General features: G+C 64.4%; 16 protein-coding genes. 12 read left to right on the forward strand and 4 right to left on the reverse strand.

Annotation, left to right across the window (positions count from 1 at the left end):
• Positions 1 to 300 precede the first annotated feature (300 nt).
• The 9 genes from HYE77_RS28520 to HYE77_RS28560 are packed head-to-tail and all read left to right on the forward strand — an operon-like array spanning position 301 to position 17,855.
• Positions 301 to 1,953, forward strand: coding sequence for a (2,3-dihydroxybenzoyl)adenylate synthase (locus HYE77_RS28520; protein WP_003218428.1), 1,653 nt, complete (start codon positions 301 to 303; stop codon positions 1,951 to 1,953).
• On the forward strand, positions 1,946 to 3,694 hold the full coding sequence (locus tag HYE77_RS28525) for an ABC transporter ATP-binding protein (protein ID WP_177070109.1): 1,749 nt from the start codon (positions 1,946 to 1,948) through the stop codon (positions 3,692 to 3,694). The genes HYE77_RS28520 and HYE77_RS28525 overlap by 8 nt, the downstream gene beginning before the upstream one ends.
• Entirely contained in the window at positions 3,691 to 5,448 is a 1,758-nt protein-coding gene (locus tag HYE77_RS28530; RefSeq protein WP_003218423.1) for an ABC transporter ATP-binding protein, read from the forward strand. The genes HYE77_RS28525 and HYE77_RS28530 overlap by 4 nt, the downstream gene beginning before the upstream one ends.
• The gene (locus HYE77_RS28535; RefSeq protein ID WP_177070111.1) at positions 5,438 to 8,845 is read left to right on the forward strand and encodes a non-ribosomal peptide synthetase; all 3,408 of its coding nucleotides are present in this window, start codon (positions 5,438 to 5,440) and stop codon (positions 8,843 to 8,845) included. Before HYE77_RS28530 ends, HYE77_RS28535 begins: the two co-directional genes overlap by 11 nt.
• Positions 8,842 to 14,265, forward strand: a complete 5,424-nt coding sequence (locus HYE77_RS28540; RefSeq protein ID WP_003218420.1) for a non-ribosomal peptide synthetase — start codon at positions 8,842 to 8,844, stop codon at positions 14,263 to 14,265. Before HYE77_RS28535 ends, HYE77_RS28540 begins: the two co-directional genes overlap by 4 nt.
• Positions 14,262 to 15,350 (forward strand): saccharopine dehydrogenase NADP-binding domain-containing protein, encoded by a 1,089-nt coding sequence (locus HYE77_RS28545; protein ID WP_023658858.1) that lies wholly within the window; start codon positions 14,262 to 14,264, stop codon positions 15,348 to 15,350. Before HYE77_RS28540 ends, HYE77_RS28545 begins: the two co-directional genes overlap by 4 nt.
• A complete protein-coding gene (locus HYE77_RS28550) occupies positions 15,347 to 16,126 on the forward strand; it encodes a thioesterase II family protein (RefSeq protein WP_177070113.1) in 780 nt (259 codons plus the stop codon). Before HYE77_RS28545 ends, HYE77_RS28550 begins: the two co-directional genes overlap by 4 nt.
• Positions 16,127 to 16,138: 12 nt before the next feature.
• Positions 16,139 to 16,453 carry an isochorismate lyase gene (locus HYE77_RS28555; RefSeq protein WP_003218417.1) on the forward strand — a complete coding sequence of 105 codons (315 nt, stop codon included), beginning with the start codon at positions 16,139 to 16,141 and terminating at the stop codon, positions 16,451 to 16,453.
• Positions 16,446 to 17,855, forward strand: coding sequence for an isochorismate synthase (locus tag HYE77_RS28560; RefSeq protein WP_177070115.1), 1,410 nt, complete (start codon positions 16,446 to 16,448; stop codon positions 17,853 to 17,855). Before HYE77_RS28555 ends, HYE77_RS28560 begins: the two co-directional genes overlap by 8 nt.
• Positions 17,856 to 17,902: 47 nt before the next feature.
• Here the strand turns inward: HYE77_RS28560 and efeO (HYE77_RS28565) are convergent, their stop codons facing one another.
• From efeO (HYE77_RS28565) to efeU, 4 genes are read right to left on the reverse strand one after another with little or no spacing between them, the layout of a single operon-like run.
• Positions 17,903 to 18,721, reverse strand: a complete 819-nt coding sequence (gene efeO, locus HYE77_RS28565) for an iron uptake system protein EfeO (protein WP_003218415.1) — start codon at positions 18,719 to 18,721, stop codon at positions 17,903 to 17,905.
• A gap of 27 nt (positions 18,722 to 18,748) precedes the next feature.
• Positions 18,749 to 20,056, reverse strand: a complete 1,308-nt coding sequence (gene efeB / locus HYE77_RS28570; protein ID WP_177070117.1) for an iron uptake transporter deferrochelatase/peroxidase subunit — start codon at positions 20,054 to 20,056, stop codon at positions 18,749 to 18,751.
• A 14-nt stretch (positions 20,057 to 20,070) separates the two neighbouring features.
• Entirely contained in the window at positions 20,071 to 21,273 is a 1,203-nt protein-coding gene (gene efeO / locus HYE77_RS28575) for an iron uptake system protein EfeO (RefSeq protein WP_102604984.1), read from the reverse strand.
• A gap of 10 nt (positions 21,274 to 21,283) precedes the next feature.
• A complete protein-coding gene (gene efeU, locus HYE77_RS28580; protein ID WP_003218412.1) occupies positions 21,284 to 22,132 on the reverse strand; it encodes an iron uptake transporter permease EfeU in 849 nt (282 codons plus the stop codon).
• Between the two features lie 168 nt (positions 22,133 to 22,300).
• Here efeU and HYE77_RS28585 point away from each other — a divergent pair, with 168 nt between their 5' ends.
• The 3 genes from HYE77_RS28585 (at position 22,301) to HYE77_RS32840 (ending at position 26,713) form a co-directional block, all read left to right on the forward strand.
• A complete protein-coding gene (locus tag HYE77_RS28585; RefSeq protein WP_177070119.1) occupies positions 22,301 to 23,323 on the forward strand; it encodes an AraC family transcriptional regulator in 1,023 nt (340 codons plus the stop codon).
• A 189-nt stretch (positions 23,324 to 23,512) separates the two neighbouring features.
• On the forward strand, positions 23,513 to 24,943 hold the full coding sequence (locus HYE77_RS28590) for a glutamate decarboxylase (RefSeq protein WP_008436222.1): 1,431 nt from the start codon (positions 23,513 to 23,515) through the stop codon (positions 24,941 to 24,943).
• A 69-nt stretch (positions 24,944 to 25,012) separates the two neighbouring features.
• On the forward strand, positions 25,013 to 26,713 hold the full coding sequence (locus HYE77_RS32840) for an aspartate:alanine exchanger family transporter (RefSeq protein WP_043224664.1): 1,701 nt from the start codon (positions 25,013 to 25,015) through the stop codon (positions 26,711 to 26,713).
• Positions 26,714 to 26,760: the final 47 nt, after the last annotated feature.

Genomic DNA, 26,760 nt, shown 5'->3' on the forward strand with positions numbered 1-26,760 from the left:
TTACCTGTAATTAAGAATGATTATCCTTTAGCCGAAAGCCCGGACCACGCCTCATCGCTGCAGGCCGCAGAAACTCACGCTGTAGCGCAATCAAAAGAAAAAGCCGCGCAAACGAATGTCCTGCCGGTTGCCGTGCTGCGGCTTTTGCCTATTAATAATCACTCTCATTTCCGCAGCCCTTGGCGACTCATGGATGAACCGCTCAATGACCCATTCTCCCTAGCCCTTTTCACCCTTGCCCCGCAGGCCTTTTGTTCACGGCATCGGCCCCTTATTGCCGAAAAAAACTCTGGAGACCCCATGACTATCATTGACGACTGCCCCGATTGGCCCGAAGCGTTTGCCCAACGCTATCGCGACGCAGGCTATTGGCGCGACGAGACCTTTGGCGACCTGCTGCGCAACGCCGCCCGCACCTTTGGCGAGCGTGAAGCGATCACCGATGGAACGCTGCGGGTGAGCTATCGCCAACTGGATCAACGGGTCGATCAACTGGCCGGCGGGTTCTCCCGGCTGGGGTTGGTGGCAGGGGACAACGTGGTGGTGCAACTGCCGAACTGCGTGGGTTTTGTCGAAGTGTGCTTCGCCCTGTATCGCCTCGGCGTACGGCCAATCTTTGCGTTACCGGCCCATCGTCATCTGGAAATCGGCCGCTTCTGCGAGTTTGCCCAGGCCAGGGCATACCTCTGCGCTGACGTCACGGCAGGTTTTGATTATCGGGGCATGGCCCGTGGCTTGAAGGCGGCCCATGGCGACCTTGCGTGGGTGATCGTGGCCGGTGAGGCTGAAGAATTCATCGCGCTCGAAGACCTTTATCTGGACGACCCGCAGCCAACCTTTTCTGCGCCGCCCGCGGATGCCGTCGCGTGTTTCCAGTTGTCCGGTGGCTCCACCGGCGTGCCGAAACTGATCCCGCGTCGCCACAATGAATACCTCTACAACGTGCGGACCAGCGCCGAACGTTGCGGCCTGACCGACGCCACGGTGTACCTCGCCGCGCTGCCCATGGCCCATAACTTTCCCATGTGCTGCCCGGGGTTCATGGGCACCTTGCTGATGGGCGGCCGTGTGGTGCTGAGCGGCTCGCCAAGCGCCGAAACCTGCTTCGCCCTGATCGAGCATGAACGCGTGACCCATACCGCGCTGGTGCCGCCACTGGTGCTGGTCTGGCTGGATGCCGCCCAGGCGCGCGGGCAGGGCCTGCCAGGATTGCAACTGCTGCAAGTCGGCGGCGCCAAACTGAGCTTCGAGGCTGCCCGCCGCGTGGAACCCACCCTCGGCTGCCGCTTGCAGCAAGTGTTCGGCATGGCCGAGGGGCTGATTTGCTATACCGACCCCAACGACCCACCGCAACGAGTCCTGCACACCCAGGGCAAACCCATGTCCCCGGGCGACGAAATCCGGGTGGTGGACGACAACGAACAGGACGTGATACAGGGCCAGGTCGGCCAATTGCTGACCCGTGGTCCGTACACGATTCGCGGTTACTACCGCCACCCTGCGCACAACGCCCAGGCGTTTACCACTGACGGTTTCTACCGCACCGGCGACCGGGTAATGCTCACCGACGACGGCTACCTGATGGTCGAAGGTCGCGACAAGGACGTGATCAACCGTGGCGGCGAAAAGATCGCCGCCGAAGAAGTCGAAAACCTCCTGCTCAGCCATCCTGCCGTCGCCGATGTGGCCTTGGTGGCGATGCCGGACGCCTACCTCGGCGAACGCACCTGCGCCTTCGTGATTCCCCGTGGCACGGCACCGCGCCCGCCGGAACTGCTGCGCCATCTGCGTGAGCAAGGGTTGGCGGCCTTCAAGCTGCCGGACCGCTTCGAATTTATCCCCGGTTTCCCGCAAACCGGCGTGGGCAAGGTCAGCCGCAAGCACCTGCGGGAGGCTATCCAGCAGCTGTATTTCGGGGCAAAACAACCTGAGGGAAGCGCCGCCCGTGGCTGATCAAGACTCGCTGCGTGAACTGCTCGCGCCTGTACGTGGCCGGTTGATCTGCGCCATGCTGCTGCAAGCCCTGGCGACCCTGATCGGCCTGCTGCCGTTGATCGCGGTGGCGGAGTTGGCGCCGTCGTTGCTGGACGGAAAACTCGATCTGCACGATGGGTTCTGGTGGTTGTTGGCCGGTGCGGGCGCTTTGCTGTTGCGCATGCTCGGGCTGGCTGCCGCCTTGCAGATGACCCACCTGGCCGACAGCGACCTGCAACGCCAGGTTCGCCAACGGCTGGCCGCGCATTTGGCGCGGGTTCCGCTGGCTTGGTTCAGCGCCCGTGGTGGGCAAAAAGTCGACCGTGTTTTGCTCGACGACGTAGGTGCGCTGCATCAACTGGTGGCGCACTTGCCAAACAACCTCGCCGCCGCATTGGTGGCGCCCCTGGCGTGCCTGTTGTACCTGCTGACGGTAAGTGTGCCGATGACCGTTGTGGTGCTGCTGCCTCCAGCGCTGGCGCTGTGGCGACTGCGAGCCTTGCGCTCCCAGGCTTATCGGGATGACCAGAAGGCACTGGGCGCCGCGCTGGGCAACCTGTCCCTGGCCACCCAGCAGTTTGTGCAGAGCATCGCCATGGTCAAGTCATTCGGCCGGGCCGATCGGGTGCAGTCAAAGTTCTTCGGTGCGGTGGAACGTTTCGCCAGTTTCTTTTCCTGCTGGGCCCAACGCTGGGCCGGGCTTGGGGCGAGTGTCGAGGTGCTGCTTTCGCCGTTGCTTCTGCTGGCCCTGGTGCTGTTGGGCGGTGCGTCGCTGGTGGCTGGCGGTTGGCTGATGCCGGTGCAACTGCTGCCGTTCCTGCTGCTGGGGCCGGCCCTGGCAGCGCCGGTCGCGGCCGTCGGGCATGGTGCGGATGCACTGGTGCAGGGCCGCATGGCCGCCAGCCGTATCGCCACCGTGCTCAACAGCGCGACGTTGACGCAACCTCGCGAATCCCGCGAGCCCAAGGGCCGCCAGGTGAGCTTTGAAGGCGTGGACTTTCGCTACCCCGACGGCACGCAGGTGCTGCATGACATTGACCTGGATCTACCGCCCGGCACGCTGACCGCATTGGTGGGCGACTCGGGCGCCGGCAAATCCACCCTGGCCACTTTGCTTGCGCGCTTTGCCGATGTGAGTGCCGGGGCGATCCGCATCGGCGACGTCGACCTGCGGGACATGCACAGCGCCACCTTGTATCGCCAGGTCGCCTTTGTGTTCCAGGATGTGCGCCTGCTGCGCACCAGCGTCCTCGACAACCTGCGCCTGGCGCGCCCCGACGCCACGCAAATCGAGGTGGAAGCCGCCGCCCGGGCCGCGCAGATTCACCAGCGCATCCTCGCGCTGCCCCAGGGGTATCACACCGTCCTCGGAGCCGGCGTGCAACTGTCCGGCGGTGAAGTGCAACGCCTGGGCATTGCCCGGGCGATGCTCAGTGAAGCGCCGATCCTGATTCTCGATGAAGCCACCGCCGCCAGTGATCCTGAATCCGAAGCCGCGATCCAGCAGGCGCTGTCTCGCCTGGCCCGTGCCCGCACGGTGCTGGTAATCGCCCACCGCTTGAGCAGCATCCAGGACGCCGACCAGATCGTCGTGCTGCAAGGCGGGCGGATTGTCGAGCGCGGTACGCATCACGGCTTGCTGGACCAGCAGGGCACTTACGCCGGGCTGTGGGCCGCTGAGCAGTTTTCGGCGGCCGCACTGAAGAGGGCACGGGCATGATTCGCGCGCTGTTACGCAGCCTGCAACCCCGTGAAGCCGGCTTGTTGCGGCGTGCGCTGATGGCGATGGCGTTGAGTGCGTTGGCCCAGGGCGCAGCGTTGGCGTTGTTGCCGATGGCCTTTGCCCAGTGGTTCGGCAACACCACGCCTTGGGCCTGGGCCATCGGTTTCACCGGCATGGCCTTGTTGTGCCTCTGGCTGCGCCGGTATGCCCAGCTGGCGGGCTATCGCGCCGGTGCAGAAGCAGCCCAGGCGTTGAACCGACGCATTGGTGACAAGCTGGTGCAACTGCCGCTGGAATGGTTTGTGGAGCGGCGCAGCGCTGAACTGAATCGCCTGGTGACTCACACCGTGCTGCAAATCATGAGCACCCCGGCGCACCTTTTGCAGCCAATGGCCAATGCGCTGTTGACGCCTTTGGCACTCCTGCTGGCGCTGTTTTTCTACGACCGCTCCATGGCGTTGGCGGCACTGGCCGCGTTGCCGTTGCTGGTGCTGGTGTACCACTGGGGCGTGCGCTGGGGCGGGCAAGCTGAAGCACTGAGCGAAGCCGCAGCCAATGAAGCGGCGGCCCGGGTGATGGAGTTTCTGCGCCAGCAACCGTTGCTGCGCTCCAGCGGGCGCACCGAGCAAGGTTTCGACCTGCTCACCGAGGCCCTGGCCCAGCAGCAACAGGCACAGCGTCACGCCCACTGGCGCACTTTTCCCGCCGCGCTGGGTTTGGCGGTGGTGTTGCAGGCCGGCTACAGCGCCATCCTGTTATGCGGCCTGTATGCCGTGTTGGGTGGCACCCTCGATGCGGCGAAGTTCCTAGCGCTGGCGATTCTCGCCACCTGCCTGGTGGAGCCAATGGGCGCGCTGGTCAACCTCGGTACCACGTTGCGCCAGACCCGCCACGGCTTGAATCGCCTGCGCCACCTGCTGCAGATGCCGGGGTTGCCTGAGCCTCTCGAACCCCAACCTGCCCTGGGTTACGACGTGCAAGTGCGGGACGTAGGACTGGTCCGCCAGGGCCAGGCGATCTTGCAAGGCATCGACTTCACGTTGCAGGAGCGTTCGCTGAACCTGGTGGTGGGGGCGTCCGGCTCCGGCAAGTCCAGCCTGTTGCGCCTGCTGGCGCGCTTCAGCGATGTAAGCAGTGGCGCGATTCACCTCGGCGGTGTCGACCTGCGGCAACTGTCGGCCCTGGCCCGAGATACCCAGGTCGCCTTGATGTTCCAGGACAGCCCGCTGTTGCCGGGCAGCCTGCTGGACAACCTGCTGCTGGGCCGCCCCGACGCCAGCGAAGAGCAATGGCAGCACGCCGCCCGCGCCACCGGCCTCGACCGCCTCGCCGAGCGCCTGCCCCAGGGCTGGCACACCGTGCTGGGCGAGCAGGGCGTCAGCCTGTCCGGCGGCGAGCGCCAATGCCTGGCGTTGTCGCGGGTGTTGCTCAAGGACGCGTCGCTGATCCTGCTGGACGAGCCGACCGCCGCCCTCGATGCCATCAGCGAGGCGCGGGTCAATCGGACCCTGTTGCAACTGGCCCGCCGGCACACGGTGGTGCTGGTCACCCACAAACCGACCTTGGCGCCCCATGCCGACCAGATTCTGCTGCTCGACCACGGCCAGTTGGCCCAGGTCGGCCGCCATGACGCGTTGATGGCCACGCCCGGCCGTTACCGCGAGTTGTTCCACGAGCGCGAAGCGATCAATCGCTGGCGCTTGCGCCCAGACCCTACCGTTCCCCAAAGGACCGTCCCCCATGACCGATAACCCATCACTGGCATGCGTTCATCCTGCACCCGGCGGCCTCGCACACAGCCCCGAGGCGCTGTGCGCCGGTGTCGCGCAGTTGCTCGACTATGCCCCCCAGGACCTGGAGCCCGATGCCTCGCTGATCGAGCAGGGCCTGGACTCGGTGAGCATGATGCGCCTGCCGGCCTTGCTCGCCCGCGAAGGTGTGCAGGTGAGCTTTGCCGAACTGATTGAGCAGCCGACCCTTGAGGCCTGGTGGTTGCTGATCGACCGCCGTCGCGGGCAGGCGACGCACCTCAAGCCCGTCGCCGCCGACAACGATTTCGCCCTCACACCGTTGCAGCAGGCTTATTGGTTTGGTCGCGACCCGGCCATGCCGCTGGGGGGCGTTGGCTGTCACCTGTATCAGGAGCTGGACGGGTATCAGGTCGACGCTCAACGCCTGGAAAGCGCGGTGATGCGCCTGACTCACCGCCATCCCATGCTGCGCGCCTGTTTCCCGAACGCCACTTGCCAGCGCGTGCTGCCGACCAGCCCGTGGCCTGGGTTGACCGTGCATGAACGGCCGGATGAGTTGGCCTTGCGTGAGCGCCTGGCCCACCGCTGCCTGGATGTGCGCCAGGGCGAGGTGTTTGATGTGCAACTCAGCCGCTTGCCCGACGGCCGCAGCCGGGTGCACCTGAACATCGATTTGCTGGTGGCGGACGTCCTGAGTATCAGCGTACTGCTGCGGGATCTGGCGCTGATCTACAGCGGGCAAGAGGCGCAGCTGCCACGTCTGGAATGGGATTTTGCCCACTACCTGGGCGCCACCCGAACCAGCGATGCCGGCGCGCGGGACTACTGGCTGCAACGTCTGGATGACCTGCCCGACGGCCCGCAACTCCCCTTGGCACACGAGCCGCAATCCCTCGGCCCGCCGCGTTTTCGTCGCCTGGCGATGCGCCTCGGCCGCGCGCAGTTGCGAGCCCTGGAAGACCAGGCCCGCCAACACGGCCTGACCCTGGCCAGCGTGCTGTGCTGCGCCTATACCCAAGTGCTGGGCCGCTGGAGCGCCAGCCAGCATTTCCTGTTGAACGTGCCGCTGTTCAACCGCCAGGAGCTGCACCCCTGCGTCCCGCATCTGCTGGCGGATTTTTCCAACCTGGTGCTGCTGGAGATCGACCAGCGCCAGGCGGGTTCTTTCGCGCAGCAGGCGCAAGCCCTGCAACGCCAACTGCACCGCGACATCGCCCACAGCGCCTGGCCTGGTGTGGAAGTGCTGCGTGAGTTGTCCCGCACCCGGCAAGGCGGCGCCCCCGTAGTGTTTGCCTGCAACCTTGGCGAAGCGTTTGTCGACGCCACTTGCCGGCAGCACCTGGGCGAACCGGGCTGGGCCTTGTCGCAAACGCCCCAAGTGTGGCTTGACCACCAGAGCTATCCGCTGCCCGATGGCCTGTTGCTCAACTGGGACGGGGTAGATGCGCTGTTCCCCGAAGGCCTGCTGGACGAAATGTTCACCGCCTATGGCGACCTGCTGGCGTGGCTGTGTACCGGTGACTGGCGCCAACCCGCGCCGCTGCCGTTGCCCCAAGGCCAGCAAGAGGTCCGTGCAGCGGTCAACCACACGCCCTGGGCCTATGACAAAGGCTTGCTGCACGATGGCTTTTTCCAACAGGCGCAGGTGCACCCGCAGCGGGTGGCATTGATCACCGAGGACGCTGAGTTGAGTTACGCCGAGCTGGCGGCCCAGGCCCTGCAAGTGGCAGGTGCCCTGCGCCAGTGGGGGATTGAACCGGGTGATACGGTGGCGATCACCTTGCCCAAAGGCCAGGCGCAAATCGTTGCGGTGCTCGGCATATTGGCGGCGGGCGCGGTGTATGTGCCGGTGGGTATCGAACAGCCGGCAGCCCGTCGCGACATGATCTATCAACGCGCCGGAGCCAAGGTGGTGATCACCGATACGGCCCACCGTGATCGCGGTGTATGGCTGGCGGACTTGCAAGTGGTGGACCTGGCCCAGGCGCGTTCGGCCAGGGCCCTGAAACAACCGATCGAGGTGGCGCCGGACGCACTGGCCTATGTGATTTTTACCTCTGGCACTACCGGCGAACCCAAGGGCGTCGAGGTTTCCCACCAGGCGGCGCTGAACACCGTCGCCGCGATCAACCGGCGTTATCAGGTGGGCGCGGATGACCGTGTGCTCGGGGTTTCCGCCCTCGATTTCGACCTGTCGGTGTACGACCTGTTTGGCCTGCTGAGTGTCGGTGGCGCCGTGGTGCTGCCAGCGGATGCGCGGCGCAAGGAGCCGTCCGAATGGTTGCGGCTGATCCGCCAGCAGCGCGTGACCCTGTGGAACTCGGTACCGGCGTTGCTCGACATGCTGACCCTCAAGGCCCGCGAGCCGAATGCCCTGAGCGGATTACGCCTGGCGATGGTCTCGGGTGACTGGGTCGGGCTGGACCTGCCACGCCGCCTGCGATTGGCAGCCGGCGAAAGCGCCCGGTTCGCCGCTCTCGGCGGCGCCACTGAAGCGGCCATCTGGTCCAACGTCCAGGACGTCGACGAAGTGCCGGCTCACTGGCTCTCGATTCCCTACGGCAAACCCCTGGATAACCAAAGCTTTCGAGTCGTCGACAGCCAGGGCCGCGATTGCCCGGACTGGGTGGCGGGGGAGTTGTGGATCGGCGGCGCCGGGGTTGCCCAGGGCTATCGTGGCCTGCCGCATCTCAGCGCCCAACGCTTCGTCGAGCACGCCGGGCAACGCTGGTACCGCACCGGCGATCAGGGCCGTTATTGGCCCGACGGCAGCCTCGAATTTCTCGGGCGTATGGACCAGCAGGTCAAGGTCCGTGGCTTCCGCATCGAACTCAGTGAGATCGACGTGGCCCTGGAACGCCATCCGGCCGTCAGTCGTGCCGTCACCCTGGTGTTGCCCGGGGCCAACCCGCAGTTGGCAGCAACCCTGATGGGCGACGCGCTGCCGGATGCCGAAGCCATGCGCCAGTGGCTCTGCCAATGGTTGCCGGAACACATGTTGCCGGACCACTGGCTGAACCTCGCCGAACTGCCCCTGAGCGCCAACGGCAAGGTCGACCGCGCCGCACTGCTGTGGCTGGTGCAGGAGCAACGCCAGGGCGCCAGACCCGAGCATGAAGACGCGCCTCAAGGCGAAGCCGAACAACTGTTGGCCGGGCTCTGGCGCGAATTGCTCGACATTCCCCTGGTGGGACGCAACCAGGGCTTTTTCGCCCTCGGCGGCAACAGTCTGTTGGCCGCTCGCCTGATCGAACGTATCGCCCGACAGTTCGACGTCGAACTGTCGCTGAAGGACTTTTTCAACGCGGCCACCGTCGCCCGCCAGGCCCAATGGCTTGTCGCCCGACGAGAACAGGACCACGTCAACCGGAACGCAATGGTGGAGGGTGCGCTATGACACTGCAGCAACTGCAACAGGACCTCGAAGCACTGGGTGTGGAACTCTGGGAAGAGCAGGGCCGCCTGCGCTACCGGGCGCCCGCCGGGGTGATGGATGAAGGCCGCCTGCAACAATTGCGCGAACACAAGGACGCGTTGTTGCAGCAATTGATGGAACCGGTGATGCCCACCGTCTCGGCCGACCTGGCTGCCCGCAGCGAACCGTTTCCGCTGACCGACGTGCAGGCCGCTTACCTGATGGGCCGCACCCAGGCATTCAGCTACGGCGGGGTGGCGTGCCACGGTTACCTGGAATTTGAACTCAGGGAACTGGACCCGGCGCGCCTGGAGCAGGCATGGAACCATCTGATTGCGCGTCACGACATGCTGCGGGCGGTGGTGCTGGAAGACGGCTACCAACAAATCCTGCCCCAGGTGCCGCATTACCTGATCGCCCGGCATGACCTGCGCGAAGACGACGGCCGTGCACTGGCCGCTCTGCGCGAACGCATGGAAATTCGCCTGGCGTCGCCCCAGCAGTGGCCGCTGATCGAGTTGTGCGTCAGCCAGGGCCGTGAACATGCGCGCCTGCATCTCTCAGTGGATCTGCTGGTGTGCGACTACCAGAGCGTGCGCATGCTGTTGGCCGAGTTGCAGCAGGTCTATCGTGGCGAAGCCTTGCCGCCGGCGGCGCCCATCAGTTTTCGCGACTACGTACTGGGCGAGCGCCGGTTGCGGGAACAGCCGCGTTACCAGCGTGACCGCCAGTACTGGTGGGCGCGGGTCGACAGCCTGCCCGGTGCTCCGGAATTGCCCATGCAGGGCGCTCCCAGCGGACCGCGTTTCGAGCGCCGCGCCCTGAACCTGGAGGCCCGGGATTTCAACGCCCTGCGCCTGAATGCAGCGGCGGCCGGCGTGGGTGCGTCGGCGGCGATTCTTTCCTGCTATGCCGAAACCCTGGGGCGCTGGAGCCGCAAGGGGCATTTCTGCTTGAGCCTGACCTTGCTCAATCGCCTGTCGCTGCACCCGCAGGTCGATCGGCTGGTGGGGGATTTCAGCTCGGTGGAATTGCTGGAAGTCCAGACCCTGCAAGGCGGCAGCTTTGGTGAACGCAGCCAGCAGTTGCAGGAGCGACTGTGGCAAGACATGGACCACCGCCTGTGTTCCGGCATTGAAGTACTGCGCGAACTGGCGCGGCGCAAAGGCCGTGATGCGGCCTTGATGCCCTATGCCTTCACCAGCACCCTGGGCGCCGGTGGCGAAAGTGGCGGCGGGGCATTTATGCCCGGCGCAGAACTGGTGCACGGCATCAGCCAGACCCCGCAAGTGTTGATTGATTGCCAGGTCAGCGAGCGCGACAACGGCCTGTTCATCAATTGGGACATTCGCCAGGGCGTGTTCAATGAGGCCATGCTGGAAGCGATGTTCGACACCTTCGAACGTCTGCTCAAGCGCTTGGCGCGGGAGCCTTCGGCCTGGACCCTGGACGATTGCCTTGAACTGCCGGCACCCCAGCGACTGGTGCGGGAGTTGATCAACCAGACGGCGCAGCCGATTCCCCCAGGCTTGCTGCATGAACCGTTCTTTCGCCAGGCCCGGGCGCAACCCCAACGTGTCGCCCTGATCCAGGGCGCGCGACAGCTCACTTACGCGCAACTCGCCGCCCGTGCCGAGGCGATTGCCGAGCAGTTACTGGATGGCGGTTGCCAGCCCGGCGAGCGGGTCGCGGTATGCATGGAAAAAGGCATCGACCAGGTGGTCGGTGTACTCGGGATCTTGCGGGCCGGCGCGGCGTACCTGCCGCTGGACACTAATCAGCCGATGGCGCGGCGCGCGTTGATTCTTGAGAACGCCGAGGTCAGCCGGGTGCTCAGCCAGTCGTGGTTGAGCGAGGACGTGGCCTGGCCCGCCCAGGTGACCCAGTGCATACCCGTTGATCAGGCCGCAGCCAGTGCCGGACGTGAACTGCCGGCGCCGCAGGTGACACCGCAACAACTTGCCTACGTGATCTACACCTCCGGCTCCACCGGGATTCCGAAGGGTGTGATGATCAGTCACCAGGCGGCCCTCAACACGGTGGTGGATATCAATCAGCGCTTCGCCATCGGCGCCGAAGACCGGGTACTCGCCTTGGCCAGCCTGGGCTTCGACCTCTCGGTGTACGACATCTTCGGCCTGCTGGCCGTAGGTGGCGCCCTGGTGTTGCCCGACGCCGGACGCCGCGCCGACCCGTCCCACTGGGCCGAATGCGCCCGCGAGCACGGTGTGACCCTGTGGAACTCGGTGCCCGCGCAGTTGCAGATGCTTGCCCATTACCTGCAAGCCGTGCCGGCCGCGGCACCTCAGAGCCTGCGCCTGGCCTTGCTGTCCGGCGACTGGATCCCGCTGAACCTGCCCGCCGAAATCGCTGCGTTGTTGCCTGAGCTCCAACTGATCAGCCTGGGCGGCGCCACAGAAGCGGCGATCTGGTCGATTGCCTATCCAATCACCGAGGTGGACGCACAATGGCGCAGCATTCCCTACGGCGCGCCGCTGGCCAATCAACGCTTCATGGTGCTCGACGAACAAGGCCGCGATCGCCCGCAAGGCGTTGCCGGTGAGCTGTTCATCGCCGGCACGGGGTTGGCGATGGGGTACCTGGGGGACGCGGAGAAAACCGCCGAGCGTTTTATCGAGCATGCCCACAGCGGCGAGCGGCTGTACCGCACCGGCGACCTGGGGCGCTACCTTGAAAGCGGGTTGATTGAGTTCCTTGGCCGTGAGGATTTCCAGGTCAAGGTTCGCGGGCATCGCATCGAGTTGGCGGAAGTCGAAAGTGCCTTGCTCAGTCATCCTCATGTCGAATCGGCCGTGGTGGTCGCTGCGGGCGAGGGCGCGTTCGAGCGGCGTTTGCAGGCCTGCGTGCGCGGGACTTTGCGTGATACTCCATTGCCTTGGCCGACCCGGTTGGCACCCAACGCCTTGGCGGCGGCCAACGGCGTGAAAGGCCAACTGACGGAAGCGCTGATTACGCAGATGTCCGATTGCGTCGAGCGTGCCGCGTTGCTCTCCATGGGCCTGGCCCTGCAACGCCCGGGGCTGTTTGATCAACCGGGCGTCGAGCACGACCTGGCCCAGATCATGAGCCTGTGCGAAGTGGCGCCACGCAACGAACGGCTGATCCGCCGCTGGCTGCAAGCGCTGCATCGCGAACAACTGGTAGACCGCAACCCAGGCACCGGCGCCTATTCGTCACTGCGGGTCTCGGGTGCTGAATACCGTCAGCTGTGGCAGCGCATCGAGGCGCTGGAACCGAGTGTGGGCTGGGGCGGTGAAGTGCTGCGCTACCTGCGGGAAAGCCAGGAGCAATTGCCTGCCCTGATGAGCGACCGGCTCGACCCGTTGCACTTGCTGTTTCCCGAAGGCCGTACCGACACCGCCGAAGGCGCCTATCGCAAGAACCTGATCAGCCAGTACCTGAACCAGGCGGTGTGTGCGGCGGTGCAGGAAATCGCCGCACTGCAACCGGCGGGCTGGCGTCTGCAGTTGCTGGAAATCGGCGCAGGCGTGGGCGGCACCAGTGCCGACCTGATTCCGGCCCTGGACGGCTTGGCGGTGGACTACCAGTTCACCGACCTGTCGCAGTTTTTCCTCAACGAAGCGCGGGAGCATTTCGTCGAGTTTCCGTGGGTCAGCTACGGGCTGTTTGACCTGAACCTCGACCACTGGGCCCAAGGCATCGCCGCCAACTCCCTGGATGTGATTCTGTGTGCCAACGTGCTGCACAACTCGCGGCATGCCAGCCAGGTACTCGCCCGGCTGCGGGAAATGCTCGCCCCCGGCGGCTGGCTGATCTTTATCGAAGCCACCCGCGACACCTACCAGATCATGGCGTCCATGGAGTTCAAGGAGGGCCTGACCGCGTTCGAGGATTTCCGCGCCGAGCAGGACACCACGTTCATCCGCCGCGAGCAGTGGCAGCAACTGTTGCAGGAAGCCGGCGCGCAGACGCCGCTGTGCATGCCGGCAGCTGACGATGCGATGTCACAGATCGGCCAGCACCTGTTCATCACGCGCTTCAAGACCGAGCGCCAGACCCTTGAGCCGGAGGCGTTGCGCGCGCATCTGGGCCAGCGCCTGCCGGATTACATGGTACCCACCGAGTGGCGGGTACTGGATGAAATGCCGCTGACGGTCAACGGCAAAGTCGACCGCCAGGCGTTGGCCAACCTCGGCATGGCCCAGGCCACGCAACAGGCCAACAGCGGGGCTGCACCGCTGGATGCGCTGGAGCGCAGTATCGCAGAGGTCTGGCAAACCCTGTTGCGGGTGCCCAGTGTGGGCCGTGAACAGGGCTTCTTTGAGTTGGGCGGTGATTCATTGCTGGTGGCGCAGGTGGTTGGTCGCCTGCGGGAAAGCCTGCCCCAGGCCCGTAACGTGCCCTGGGGGGATTTGCTGCGCCAGTTGATCAACCAGCCCACCGTTGCGGCCCTGGCGGATTACCTGCGGGGGCAGGGCAGCGAGAGCCTGTCGCCGCTGGTGCGGATTCGTGAGGAGGCGCAAGGCCCGGCGCGGATCTTTGTCCATGATGGCAGCGGCACCCTGGCACCGTATCGCGCGCTGTTTGCTGCACTCGGGGAAGAAGCGCCACTGGAGGGGCTGGTGCTCAATGATGTACCGGGTTACCTGGCTCTGGCACCGGCTACGGCGATTCGTGAACTGGCCGAGCGTTATGCCGACACCTTGCACGCCGAAGGCCGGCGCCAGGTGAGCATCGTCGGTTATTGCCTCGGCGGGTTGCTGGCGACGGAGCTGGCGTCATGCCTCGCGGCGAGGGACATCGAGGTGCTGCAACTGACAGTGATCAGCAGCTACCGCGTGCCGTTCATGATCGAGGATGACCTGCTGGCGGAGTACGTGTTCGCCCGCGTGATGCAGGCCGACCCGCACACCCTGGGTTACCCGGTGGATGAACAGGCGATGGAGCGGGCGATTGCCAAGGTGCTGCGCCAAACTCCGGGCCGCGTGCCCCAAGGTGCGTTGCTGGCGCTGCAGGATGAGCCCGACTGTGCCACGGCCCTGGCCTGCCTGCGGGCCCTGGCATCCAAGTCGGCAGATGAGCGCTTGCAGGCAATTGCAGACGCGATGCGCCACGCCGGCTCGCAACTGAGCGACCTGGACTGGCTGCGCGAGCAACTGCAGGTGCTGCGCCACAGCCTGGCCGCCGTCGCCTTGCATCAGGCCACGCCTTACGACGGTGACATGGTGTTTATCCGCCAATGCGGTGAAGTCCAGGTACTGCCCGGCATGCACCGCGACATGAGCCAATACTGGCAGGCCCTGTGCCTTGGCGAATTGCAGGTGGTGGACGTGCCGGGCGACCACTTCAGCTGCATGCAGAGCCCCCAGGTCGAAGCCGTGGCCCGCGCGTTCGAACGGCTGGCGCAGGTGGCGGCGTGAGAGTCGGGATTGTAGGCGGCTATGGGCATGTCGGTCGGCAGGTTGCGCGGGTGCTGGTCGGTCATTGCCGCTTGCGCCTGGGCGGTCGCGACCCTGGGCAAGGGCAGCGTTTTAACGACGGCGAGTTGAACGGGCAGGCCGAGATCCGTGAAGTGGACCTGTGGGACGCCCAAAGCCTGGCGGCGTTTTGCAGCGGCTGCGACCTGCTGATCAATTGCGCGGGCCCCAGCTACCAGGTGCTCGACCGGGTGGCGCTGGCCGCTTTGGCCAGTGGCGCCGATTACATCGATGTCGGCGGCGATGATCCGCTGCATCAGCTGCTGCCCGCTCAGTTGCCGCCGGGTCGTCGTGTGGTGTTATCAGCCGGCATGTTGCCCGGGCTGTCGGGGTTGTTTCCCAAGGTGCTTGCGGCGTCGTTCGAGCGCGTCGATGCCGTGCATTGCTATGCCGTCGGACTTGGGCGGTTGTCGACAACGGCGGCCGAGGACTTTCTATTGAGCCTCGGCAACGGCTATGGCCAGGCCTCGATGGGCTGGTGCGATGGCCGTGCAATCAAGTCCGCCGTACTCGTCGATGAACACTTCGAGCGGCCCTGGCTGGTGGGCGGTCCCGTAACGGCCCACCCGTATCTAACCACTGAGCAACAGCGCTTGTTTACTGACTTGCGGGTGCGCGAAGCCCAGGCCTACAACCTGTTCGACGGCGGCCACCTGCGGGCCGCACTCGGGCGCATTCAGGGCTCGCCACCGGCTCTGCGACACACGGCAGAGAACATTGCCGCCCTGGTACAGGCCAGTGCGCTGGACCTGGCAGGGCGCACGCCTTACCAGTTGCTCGCAGTCGAAATGGCAGGCCTGCAACACGGCGAACCGCAGCAGGCCACCGCCTGGTTGCGTGCCGCCGACGGCTCGGCGTTGACCGGCACAGTGGCGGCAATCTGCGCCCTGCAACTGGCCAAACTGCCCGAAGGCACGCACTACGCTGCCCAGGTGATGGACGCCGATGACTGCTTGCGCCAGGTGCTGCGCTGGTTGCCGCAGACCCGGATCCACGTCACCACTGAACTGGAGGAGGGCGTGTTATGAAGAAAATCCCCAGCCCATGGCTGCGACGTTACCCGCAGCATCAAACGCCGCGTTGCCGATTGGTCTGCCTGCCCCACGCCGGCGGCAGCGCGGGATTTTTCAGCGGTTGGCAGGCACTGTTGCCGGCTGACATCGAACTGGTCAGCGTGCAATACCCCGGCCGCGAAGAGCGCCTGAGTGAAACCTGGCCCGGCAGCCTGGAATGGATGGCGGGCACTATTACCCGGGCGCTGTGGGACCTGTCCGACCGGCCGCTGGTGCTGTTCGGCCACAGCATGGGTGCGGCGCTGGCCTATGAGGTGACGCGGCGCCTGAACCGCCAGGGCAAGGACCTGCAACGGCTGATCGTCTCCGCCCATCCGGCCCCTCACCGGCAACGTCACAGCCAATTGCACCAGGGCCCGGATGCCGGTCTGCTGGCGGATGTGCGGCGCCTGTCGGGTGGTGCGCCATCATCCCTGGACGAACCCGAGATGCAGGCACTTTACCTGCCCGCATTGCGCAATGATTACCGCCTGATCGAAAACTACTGCGGCGATATCAGCGAGCTGCTGGACGTGCCCGTGAGCGTATGCCTGGGCAGCACCGACCGCGAAGTCGATCGGGAGGAAGCCCATGCCTGGTCGGAAGTGACGCGCCAGGTCACCGACTTTCGAACCTTCAACGGCGGGCATTTTTACCTGCGCGACAGCCAGGCCGACCTGATCGAGCACCTGGAACTGTTGCTGGGCAGCCCCGCCGAACCGGCGTGGCAGTGCTGGCCGTCGACCCCATGACCGGAGAATCCTATGAAAACACCTGAGCAGTGCAGCGGGCTGGAAGACGTCCGCCTGGGTATCGACACGTTGGACGAACAGATCATCCGCGCTCTCGGCCAGCGGTTGGCCTATGTGAAAGCTGCGGCGCAGTTCAAGCCTGACGAAGCCAGCATCGCCGCCCCCGAGCGGGTGGCCGCCATGCTGCCCCATCGCCGCCGCTGGGCCGAGCGCGAAGGGTTGGACCCGATGTTCGTGGTCCCGCTGTTTGCGCAGATCATCCAATGGAATATCGACCAGCAAGTGCGCCACTGGCGCCAGCAGCATCAAGGAGCGGAGCATGAGTGAACGTCTGCCGGGATTGCTTCAGACGCTGACCGAGGGCGAACGCCTGGCGCGCGAGAAGGGCGGCGCAGTGCTGGTGGTGTTCAGCCTGGCCTCGGAGCGCCTGGACCCGCTGCGGTTATTTGCCGCCAACCGCCAGGTACTCGGGCAAAGCCTGTTCTGGTCAAGTGACCGGGGCGCACTGGCCATGGCCGGCTTTGGTTGTACCGAGGAAATCAGCCCCGGGGCCGATGACCGCTTCAACGCCAGTGCCCTGGCGTGGCAGGCGTTGCTCAGCCAGGCCCATCAGGTGGGGCCGCGCCAGCCGTTGCTGTGTGGCGGCTTTGCGTTTGACCCGAAGGGCCCACGCTCGCTCAAATGGCAGTCATTCGCCGCCACCTCCCTGGTGCTGCCGCGCATCCTGCTGCTGCGGGAAGCCGAGCAACATCATGTGATCTTCAGCCAGTGGCTGGAGCCCGGGGCGGACGCGGTGCGTTGCGCCCAGAGCCTGGAAACCCAGTGGACGTTGCTTCTGTCCCGCTACGCCAGTGCGCCACGCCAGGAGATTCCCCTCGGCACACCGAGCGACGAAAACACCATCAGCGCGCAGCAATGGCAAGACACCGTGGCGACGGCCGTGCAGCGCATCAACGCCGGCGACCTGCGCAAGGTGGTGCTGGCCCGTGAAGTGCGGTTGACCACCTCACGGACGATCCCCTGTGGCCCGCTGCTGGAAAACCTCAAGGCGGCCTATCCCCAGGCGTACCTGTTTGCGTTCAGCCGTGGTGACAGCTGCTTTCTCGGCGCAACGCCGGAGCGGCTGGTGCGGGTGACTCGTGGCACGCTGAACACGGTGGCGTTGGCCGGTACTTGCCCGCGTGGTCGTCACGAGCAGCACGATGCCGAACTTGGCCAGGCCTTGATGGACAGCCCCAAGGACCGCCACGAACACACCCTGGTGGTTCAAACCCTGCGCGAAGCATTGCAGCCCTATTGCGCGATGCTCGACATTGCCAGCCAGCCGCAGTTGCACCGGCTGGCCAACGTGCAGCACCTGTTGACGCCGGTGATGGGCCGCTTGCATCCCCAGGTGCAATTGCTGCAACTGGTGCAGGCCCTGCACCCGACGCCGGCGGTGGGTGGCTTGCCGCGACGTGAGGCGATGGCCTATATCCGAGAGCACGAGCAGCTCGACCGTGGCTGGTACGCAGCGCCAGTGGGCTGGATGAATGCGCAGGGTGATGGTGAATTTGCCGTGGCGTTGCGCTCGGCGTTGATCAGAGGCTGTGAGGCGCACCTGTTCGCCGGCTGCGGCATTGTCGCCGAGTCGGATCCCGGGAGTGAGTACGAGGAAACGTGCTTGAAGCTGCGGACTATCCGCGATGCCTTGCGGCCTTCGGACGGAGTGCAGGTGGCGTCAGCCTGAGGAAGGCTCTCGCCCGGCAGGCCGGGCGAGAGCATGCAGCGTCTGGATCAGTTCAAGCCAAGCTTGCCACGCAGTGTGGACAGGTCTTCCGCCAGGGTATTGACCGGGCCAACCAGGGCTTTGCGGTCGGCTTCCTTGACCTTGTCGTAGGTCTCGAAACCGCCATCCTTGGTTTTGTACTTGGCCAGGATCTTGTCCACGGTGGCGAAGTTCTTGTCGACTTTGGCAACGAAGGCCTTGTCTTGCTTCTCGATCTGCGGACGGAACAGGTCGACGATTTTCTTCGCGCCGTCGATGTTGCCCTGGAAGTCATACAGGTCGGTGTGGCTGTAGCGGTCTTCTTCACCGGAGATCTTCGTCGCGGCCACTTCTTCCAGCAGGGCAGCAGCACCACCGACAACTTTTTCCGGCGGGAAGGTCAGGCCGTCCACGCGGGTTTTCAGGTCCAGTACGTCGCTGTTGAGCTTGTCCGCCAGGGCGTCGAGGCCTTTGGTGGTGTTCTCGGAGAACAGGCTGTACTCGATGCGGTGGAAGCCGGTGAAGTCTTCGGCTTTCACGCCTTTCTCGTGGTCGTCCACGCGGGAGTCGATGGAGGCGTCGAGGTCGCTGAACAGTTCGGCGATCGGCTCGATCGACTCATAGTGCACGCGGGTTGGCGCGTACAGCTTCTTGGCGGTCGCCAGGTCGCCTTTTTTCACGGCGTCGGTGAACGCCTGGGTCTGGGTGACCAGCTCGCCGATTTCTTCGGTGACGTAGATCTTGTAGTCCGACACCGGCCCTACCAGGTCCAGCGGCGCGGTGGCGGCGAAGGCGGCCAGCGGCGAAAGGCTCATTAACAACGACAATGCGAGAGACGACTTCTTCATGGGACGATTTCCGCTCTGGGGTTTGTTTTAGGTTTTGGCAGTGGTTTGTGGATGTGTCGCATCAAGCAGCGTGCGCCCGATGAAATCCTGGGCCCCGGTGACGCCTGGCAAGGTGAAGAAGTAACCGCCGCCAACCGGCTTCAGGTATTCCTCCAGAGGCTCGCCGTTGAGCCGGGTTTGCACGCTGATAAAGCCTTTCTCCAGGTCAGCCTGGTAGCAGATGAACAACAGCCCCATGTCCAGCTGACCGTTTTTGTTGACGCCGTTGGAGTAGTTGAACGGCCGGCGCAGGATCAGGTTGGCCTGGGTCTGTGCAGTACGCGGGTTGGCCAGGCGGATGTGGGCATCGAGCTTGGTCAACTTGCCTTCCGGGTCCTTGCTGTAGTCCGGGACCTGGGTTTCTTTCTGGCCATCCATGGGCGCGCCACTGGTCTTGATCCGGCCAATGATGCTTTCTTGCTCTTGCAGCGGGGTGCGGTCCCAGCGTTCGACGAAGTTGCGGATGATCCGCACCGCCTGGTAGCTGCCATTGGCGGCCCAGGCCGGTTCGTCGCTGCCTGGCTGGACCCACACAATCTGATCCATCGCCTTGTTGTCGTTGGAGTTCGGGTTGGCCGAACCGTCGCGAAAACCGAGGAAGTTGCGCGCGCTTTGTGCCGGCTCGCCGGGGCGGGCTGGGGCCTGGGGCGGCACGCTGCCTTCCTGCTTCCAGCGCACCAGCAGCAGGTCCGGCAGGTTTTTCACGATGTCGCGCAGGGCGTGGATGTTGGTGTCCGGGGTGTTGGAGCTGAACTGCAGGCTCAGGTCGCCGTGGCACTGCGCCGGTTCCAGTGCATCGTTGGGGAAACCGACCATGCGGATCAGGCGCTTGGGCTTGGCTGCGGCCAGGCCGAAGCGTTCGTCGAACAGCGACTCGCCCACCGATACGGTGATGGTCAGGTTGTCCGGTGTCACCACCGGGCCGAGGATGCCGGAGTCGGTGGGGGGCAGTTTCGGGTCGACTTGCACCACGGTGCCGCCGGTCATCAGGAACGCGATACGCTCGTTCAGGGTGCGGAACAGCCGCTCCAGGTCGTCACGGTCGCTGGCCAACACGTCGAATGCCACCAGCATGCCGCAGGCCGGGCGCGGAGTGACGATGCCGGTCTGGTGCTTGCCATGGAAATCGTGGTGGTCCTGGATCTTTTCACTGCTTGGCGCGGTGGTCACTTGTGCCGCCGCGTTGGCAGCCATTGCCGGGCAGCTCAGGCTGCTGCCGGCAATGGCCGCGCCAGTGGCGGCCATACCCAGCAATACACGACGACGCTGGGCGGAAAATTGTTCTGAATCACTCATGTCTACGGTCGTCTTCACTTCAGGCCGGAAAGGCCAAGGGCGGGGTCGATTCCATCGAGTGCAACGGCCAGAGCCTTGGCCTTGTCGGCGATCTGCTTGCGCTGATCGGCGGTAACGCTGTCATACGAGGCGTAGCGGCCATCGACTTTCAAACCGTTGAGTTCGGCATCGAGGGCGTTGATCGCGCTGTCGATCCCCGGCAGCAATTGCGCGGCAGATTTGGTCAGCAGCGGGCGCATCAGGTCGACCACTTTGCGGGCGGCGTCCAGGTTGGCGGCGAAGCCGTTGAGGTCGGTATGGCTGTAGCGTTCTTCCTCACCGCTGGCGGCACGTACGTCGGCCAGGCTGTTAAGGTTGCGCACTACGATGCTCACCAGTTGCTCCGGCGGCAGCGACTGGGCCAGCAGCTGTTGCTTGAGGCTGGTGACGTCGGTGACCAGGCGCTGGGCAATCGGCGCCAGACCGTCGAGATTGCGTTGCTGGAACAGGCCGTATTCGAGACGGTGGAAGCCGCTGAAGGCCGGGTCCTGCTCGCGCTTTTCAAAGTAGTCGGCGCGGGCGTTGATCGCGTTGTCCAGTTCCGCCAGGCGTTGCGAGGCCGGGGCCAGGCGCTGGTAAGCCTCGCGGGCCGGTACGTAAAGCGCCTGGGCCTGGGCGAGGTCGCCGGCTTCGATGGCTTGGTCCAGCGCGGTAACGGCCTTGACCAGGGCGCTACCCTGGCTGCTCAGGTACACGCGGAACTCCGACAGCGGGCCGATAAACGCGACCATCGACGGCTTGGCCTTGGCTTGGGCGTCAGACTCGGCAGTCGGTGTCACCTTCAAGGTGCCACGCGGGTTGCTCAGCAGGCCGCAGGTGATCTGGTAGTCGCCGGGCAGCAGGTTGGCGTTGATCACCTGGCTCAGGCCCGGGGCGATGTTCTCGCGCTCTTCGACCACCAGCACGCCGTCGAGGATTTCCCATTCCACGGCACGGTCCGAGCGGTTGATGATGCGGAAGCTGGCGCGTCCGGCCGGTACCGTCAGCGCATTCGGCTCGCAGCTGTGGGCGTGGATGGTGACGGCGATTTCATTGTGGTTGGCCTGGCGCTTGGAGGCGGCCAGTTGCGAGGCGTAGTAGAACAGGCCACCGGCGGCGATCATCACGACCACCGAGCCGCCCACCGCCCAGCGCAAGGCGCGGGAGGGCGGAGCCGGTTGAGGGGTTTGGTTGGACAAGAGGCGGTCCTTACTGGCTGGAAACGGAAGAGGTTGTGCGGGTAGCCGGCTTGCTCGGCGGCGCCGGCAGGAAGAACATCACCAGGGCCACCACCAGGTAAATCAGGTAGGCACCGAGGGTGCTGATGGTCGGGGCGTCCTGATAGCCGAACATGCCGGCCAGCACCGAGCCCAGCGGGCCATCCATCGGCAGCGTCGCGCTGAAATCGAACAGTACGGTTTGCAGGTGGTTCCATACCCCGGCTTCGTGCAGGGCTTGTACCGAGTTGGCGAGGATGCCGGCGGCCACCACCAGGATGAACAGGCCGGTCCAGCGGAAGAACGCACCAAGGTTCAGGCGCATGCTGCCGGTGTAGATCAGGAAGCCGACGATGATCGCCAGGATCAGGCCGAGCAGGGCGCCAATCGGCGCGCCCGGACCTTCGCTTTGCTGGAACACGGCCAGCAGGAAGAACACGGTTTCCAGGCCTTCACGGGCCACGGCGAAAAACACCATGGCAATCAGTGCGGTGACCTGGTGTTTGGAGCCGGCCAGGGCATGATCGAGGGATTCATGCAGGGAATGCTTGATGGAGCGCGCGACCTTGCGCATCCAGAACACCATGGAGCTGAGAATGCCCACGGCCACCAGGCCGACGATGCCTTCGAACAGTTCCTGTTGTTTCTGCGGAAATTCGGCACTCACCAGTTCCAGGCCACCGCCGACCAGCAGCGCGAGGGCCGCTGCCAGAAATACGCCGATCCACACTGCGGGCATGTACTGGCCACGGCCAGTTTGCTTGAGGTAGCTGGCAATAATGCCAACGATCAAGGCGGCTTCTATGCCTTCGCGCAGCATGATTAAAAAGGGAACAAGCATTCGGCACCGAATCGTCACTAGATAGGATGCTAAGTTGTAACATAATGATACTCATTACTAAACAGGGAATATTGACCTTTACTGAACCTTGACTGAACGGTGGTGGCAAACCGCATCCGACACTAGAATGCGCGGCATCGTCCCAGTCACCGGATTGCGCCATTCCCCATGTCGGAAAAAGACACGATTTCCATCCAGCTGGTCCGCGAAGCCCTGTTGCAGAGCTGTGCGCCGGGTGCGGCGACCGATGAAGTGTTGACCAAGGTCGGGATTGATCCAGCACTGCTGGGCCAGCCAACCGCACGCGTCCCGGCAACCGCTTACGCACGCTTATGGCGCTTGCTGGCACGGCGAATGGACGATGAATTCTTTGGCATGGACCCGCGCAAGCTCAAATCCGGCAGCCTGGAGTTCCTCTGCCGGGCCTCCATGGCACAACCGAGCCTGGCCACTGCGCTGGAAACCGGCCTGGGGTTCCTGTCACTGATGCTCGAGCGCCTGCCGGCGCAACTGGTGCGCCAGCAGAGCCTGGCGGAAATCGTGCTGTTGGAGCCGGAGCCCGCACCCAGGCGCGCCTTCACCTATTTCGCCTACTGGATGATCGTCCACGGCGTCGCCTGCTGGCTGGCGGGGCGCCGGATCCCGATCCTGGCGATTGAACTGCGTTGCCCGCAGCCGGACTTCTGCGACGACTACCAAGTGATGTTTTCCGACAACCTGCGCTTTGACCGGCCGCGTACCCGGATGATCTTTTCCGCCGACTGCCTCGACCTGCCGATCAAGCGCAGCCCGGAGGAGCTCAAGCGCTTCCTGGCCCATGCGCCCGCCAACATCCTGGTCAAATACCGCGACCCGGACAGCCTTGCCACCCGCATCAAGACCGACCTGCGGCACATGCCTGCCGACACCTGGCCGGAAACCGAAGGCCTGGCCGCATCCCTGTGCATCTCGGCCTCGACCCTGCGCCGGCGCCTGGCGGAAGAAGGGCAGACCTACCAGGGCCTCAAGGACAGCGTGCGCAAGGAGTTGGCGATCGTCTGGCTGGCCGATTCCGACATCAGCTTTGCCGAGATCGCCACCCGCCTGGGGTTTGCCGATGCCAGCTCGTTCTACAAGGCGTTTCGCAAGTGGTCGGGCTCCAACCCCGGGCACTATCGCAGCCTGATATTGAACGAAGCACTGAGCCAGTAGGTCACTGCCAGGCACCCCCGGCACGTCTGCCTGCTTATCCACGCCTTTAATGATCTGGGTCACTTTCCTGCGCCGCCGTGCGTGTGATATTCGGCGCCACCGCTCCATCGTTCGTTTCCTGACGCAGCCTGATCGGCATTTGTCGCGATCAACGTCTACGCCATTTCCCTCATTCAAGAGCAGGATTTCATGGCACTTCACAGAACCGTAGAGACCCAGGACCAAGCCATCGAAGACGTCTATTCGAGTGGCTCCGCCCAGCACAAACTGCCCAAATACCGCCTCCCGGACCACTCGACCACGCCGTCGGCCGCCTACAACCTGGTGCGCGACGAACTGCTGCTGGACGGCAATTCCCGGCAAAACCTGGCGACTTTCTGCACCACCTGGGTCGAGCCCGAAGTGCAGCAGTTGATGGCCGATGCCCTCGACAAAAACATGATCGACAAGGATGAGTACCCGCAGACGGCCGAGATCGAAAACCGTTGCGTGCACATCATTGCCGACCTGTGGCACGCGCCGAAATCGTGGCAAACCGTGGGTTGCTCCACCACCGGTTCCAGCGAAGCGGCGATGCTTGGCGGCCTGGCACTGAAGTGGAGCTGGAAGAAACGCCGGGAAGCGGCGGGGCTGCCCACCGACAAACCGAATTTCGTGTGCGGCCCGGTGCAGATCTGCTGGAAGAAATTCGCCCGTTATTTCGATGTGGAAATTCGCGAAGTGCCGTTGCGCGGTGACGCATTGGGCCTGCGCCCGGCCGACCTGCGGGAATATTGCGACGAAAACACCATCGGTGTCGTCGCGACCCTGGGCGTGACCTTCACCGGGATCTACGAACCGGTCGCAGCCCTGGCGGCCGAGCTGGACTCGATGCAACGTGACCTCGGCCTGGATATCCCGATCCATGTCGACGCGGCGAGCGGCGGGTTTATCGCCCCGTTCATCCAGCAAGAGCTGCAATGGGATTTTGTCATCGAGCGCGTCAAGTCCATCAACGCTTCCGGCCACAAGTACGGCCTGGCGCCGCTGGGCGTCGGCTGGGTTATCTGGCGCTCCACCGAAGACTTGCCGGAAGAGTTGATCTTCTACGTCGACTACCTGGGCGGCAACATGGCGACCTTTGCCCTGAACTTCAGCCGGCCCGGCGGTGAAATCATTGCCCAGTACTACAACTTCCTGCGGCTGGGGCGCGACGGCTACACGCGGATTCAACAAGCGTGCTCCGACACGGCGCAATGGCTGGCCTCGGAAATCACCAAGTTTGCCCCGCTGGAACTGGTGTACGACGGCAAGGATGGGCTGCCGGCGGTCTGCTACAAGCTCAAGGACGGCGTCGACCACGGCTTCAGCCTCTACGACCTGTCGGAGCGCGTGCGCATGCGCGGCTGGCAGATCGCGTCATACCCGTTGCCGTCCGATCGGCAGAACGTCGTGGTACAGCGCATCCTGGTACGGCATGGCGTGAGCCGTGACCTGGTGGCGTTGCTGCTGGAAGACCTGCGCAAGGCCGTTGCCCACCTGCAGAAAAACCCGGTGGAGCATTCCGACGCGGGCCCCAGCTTCAGCCATGGCGCCATCGCCGACCCGGTCATCCCGGCCGACACCCCGAACCTCGACTGAACGCACTGAACACTCACCGGGCCTCGAGGCCCGGTGCCTTTAGCGTTGCATCGCCAGGTACGAATCATCGTGACTGCCTTCTTTACTTTCCTGCACGACAACCCCTACATCCTGCTGTTCCTGGTGGTTGGCCTGTCCGTCTGGGTCGGGCGCGGCACCATCAAGGGTTATGGCCTGGGCGCGGTGGCCGGGGCCATCGTGATCGGCTGCGCGATTGCGACGTGGGCGTCTTACTACGGCGTGCATTTCGAACTCGATAACTTTACCAAGAGCCTGTTTTACTACCTGTTCATGTACGGCGTCGGGCTGCGGGTCGGGCCTTCGTTCATCAACAGTCTCAAGGGTGATGGCCTGAAATTCACCTTCCTGGCGATCCTGTCCTCGTTCCTCGGGCTGGGTATCGTGGTGCTCGGCGTTCGGCTGTTATCCCTGCCGGTGGGCGCGGCGGGCGGGATTCTTGCCGGTTCGCAAACCATGTCGGCGGCGATTGGCTCCGCCGAACAGGCGATTACCTCGGGCGTGGTGCCGCTGCCACCGGGCACCACGGCGGCGGCGGCCACCGCGATGATCGCGCTGTCTTACGGCATCACCTATATCTGGGGCACGGTCGGCATCATCCTGATCTGCAAGTATCTGCCGCGCTGGTGGGGTGTGGATGCGCGCAAGGCGGCCAAGGCATTCGAGGTGGAGCACGGAGTGCCGAACGTCGACGATGCCGGGCTCAGTGGGTATCGGCCGTTTGACCTGCGGGCCTATCGCCTGGTGAACCCGGAGCTGGTGGGGCAGAGCATCGCGCAGTTTCGCCAGCGCTTTGCGTTGTACCAGATCGAGAACGTCGAGCGTGGTGAAGAGTTGCTGGGGGCTGATCCGACGCTGGTGTTGCAGCTGGGCGATGTGATCGCCCTGGGCGGCAGCCTGGATGCGCTGACCGATCACATGGGCCTGATCGGGCCGGAAGTACCGGATGCCCGGGCGTTGAATATACCGCTGGATGAGGCGGTGATTCTGGTGACCCACAAGGATGCCGTGGGCAGGGCGCTCAAGGAATTCAGCCAGTCGCCGATTGCCGGGCAGGTGCAGTTGGTGGGGATTGAGCGGGGTGGTGCGCCGATTCCGGTGGGGCTGGAAACGCGGTTGCAGCGCCTGGATGTGATGCACTTGATTGGCTTGCGCAGTGCCATCGACAAGGCCACGGCGTTGCTGGGCAAGGCGGGGCGGGCGAGTACGGCGACGGATTTGCTGACGCTGTCGCTGGGTATGGTGCTGGGGTTGTTGATCGGGCTGATTCAGGTGCCGGCGTTCGGTGCGGCGGTGGGGCTGGGCAATGCGGGCGGGTTGCTGGTGTCGGGGATTATCGTCTCGTCGCTGGTGTCGCGGGTGCGGTTTTTTGGGAATACGCCGAATGCGGCGCGCAACATTCTCGAGGACATGGGGTTGATATTCTTTGTCGCGATTGTGGGGGTGAATGCGGGGGCTAACTTGGTTTCGCAGATTAGCGCGATCATTGCGTTGAAGATCTTTTTGCTTGGGTTCGTGGCTTGTACGATTCCACCGTTTATTGTTTGGGCTGTGGGTTTTCATGTGTTCAAGATCAACCCGGCGATTCTCATGGGCGGTGTTGCGGGGGCGCGGAGTCACTCGGGGCCGGCGCGGGAGGCGGCCAAGGAAATTGATAGTACGGTGCCGTGGATTGGGTTTCCGGTGGCGTATGCGGTGTCGGGGATTTTGCTCACGGTGTTTGGGTATTTTGCCATGGTGCTGGCGCGGTAGCTGTATTGGGTACATATCCGTTGCTGCGGTAACGGCGGCTTATGGTT

Origin of the sequence: Pseudomonas sp. IPO3774 (genome assembly GCF_013386835.1) — a bacterium.
Classification (GTDB): Bacteria; Pseudomonadota; Gammaproteobacteria; order Pseudomonadales; family Pseudomonadaceae; genus Aquipseudomonas.

Excerpts from the sequence above, each read along its gene's own strand:
- HYE77_RS28520 (WP_003218428.1), top strand. The coding sequence starts at position 301 with ATGACTATCATTGACGACTGCCCCGATTGGCCCGAAGCGTTTGCCCAA.
- HYE77_RS28530 (WP_003218423.1), top strand. The coding sequence starts at position 3,691 with ATGATTCGCGCGCTGTTACGCAGCCTGCAACCCCGTGAAGCCGGCTTG.
- HYE77_RS28535 (WP_177070111.1), top strand. The coding sequence starts at position 5,438 with ATGACCGATAACCCATCACTGGCATGCGTTCATCCTGCACCCGGCGGC.
- HYE77_RS28540 (WP_003218420.1), top strand. The coding sequence starts at position 8,842 with ATGACACTGCAGCAACTGCAACAGGACCTCGAAGCACTGGGTGTGGAA.
- HYE77_RS28550 (WP_177070113.1), top strand. The coding sequence starts at position 15,347 with ATGAAGAAAATCCCCAGCCCATGGCTGCGACGTTACCCGCAGCATCAA.
- HYE77_RS28555 (WP_003218417.1), top strand. The coding sequence starts at position 16,139 with ATGAAAACACCTGAGCAGTGCAGCGGGCTGGAAGACGTCCGCCTGGGT.
- HYE77_RS28560 (WP_177070115.1), top strand. The coding sequence starts at position 16,446 with ATGAGTGAACGTCTGCCGGGATTGCTTCAGACGCTGACCGAGGGCGAA.
- efeO (WP_003218415.1), bottom strand. The coding sequence starts at position 18,721 with ATGAAGAAGTCGTCTCTCGCATTGTCGTTGTTAATGAGCCTTTCGCCG.
- efeB (WP_177070117.1), bottom strand. The coding sequence starts at position 20,056 with ATGAGTGATTCAGAACAATTTTCCGCCCAGCGTCGTCGTGTATTGCTG.
- efeU (WP_003218412.1), bottom strand. The coding sequence starts at position 22,132 with ATGCTTGTTCCCTTTTTAATCATGCTGCGCGAAGGCATAGAAGCCGCC.
- HYE77_RS28585 (WP_177070119.1), top strand. The coding sequence starts at position 22,301 with ATGTCGGAAAAAGACACGATTTCCATCCAGCTGGTCCGCGAAGCCCTG.
- HYE77_RS28590 (WP_008436222.1), top strand. The coding sequence starts at position 23,513 with ATGGCACTTCACAGAACCGTAGAGACCCAGGACCAAGCCATCGAAGAC.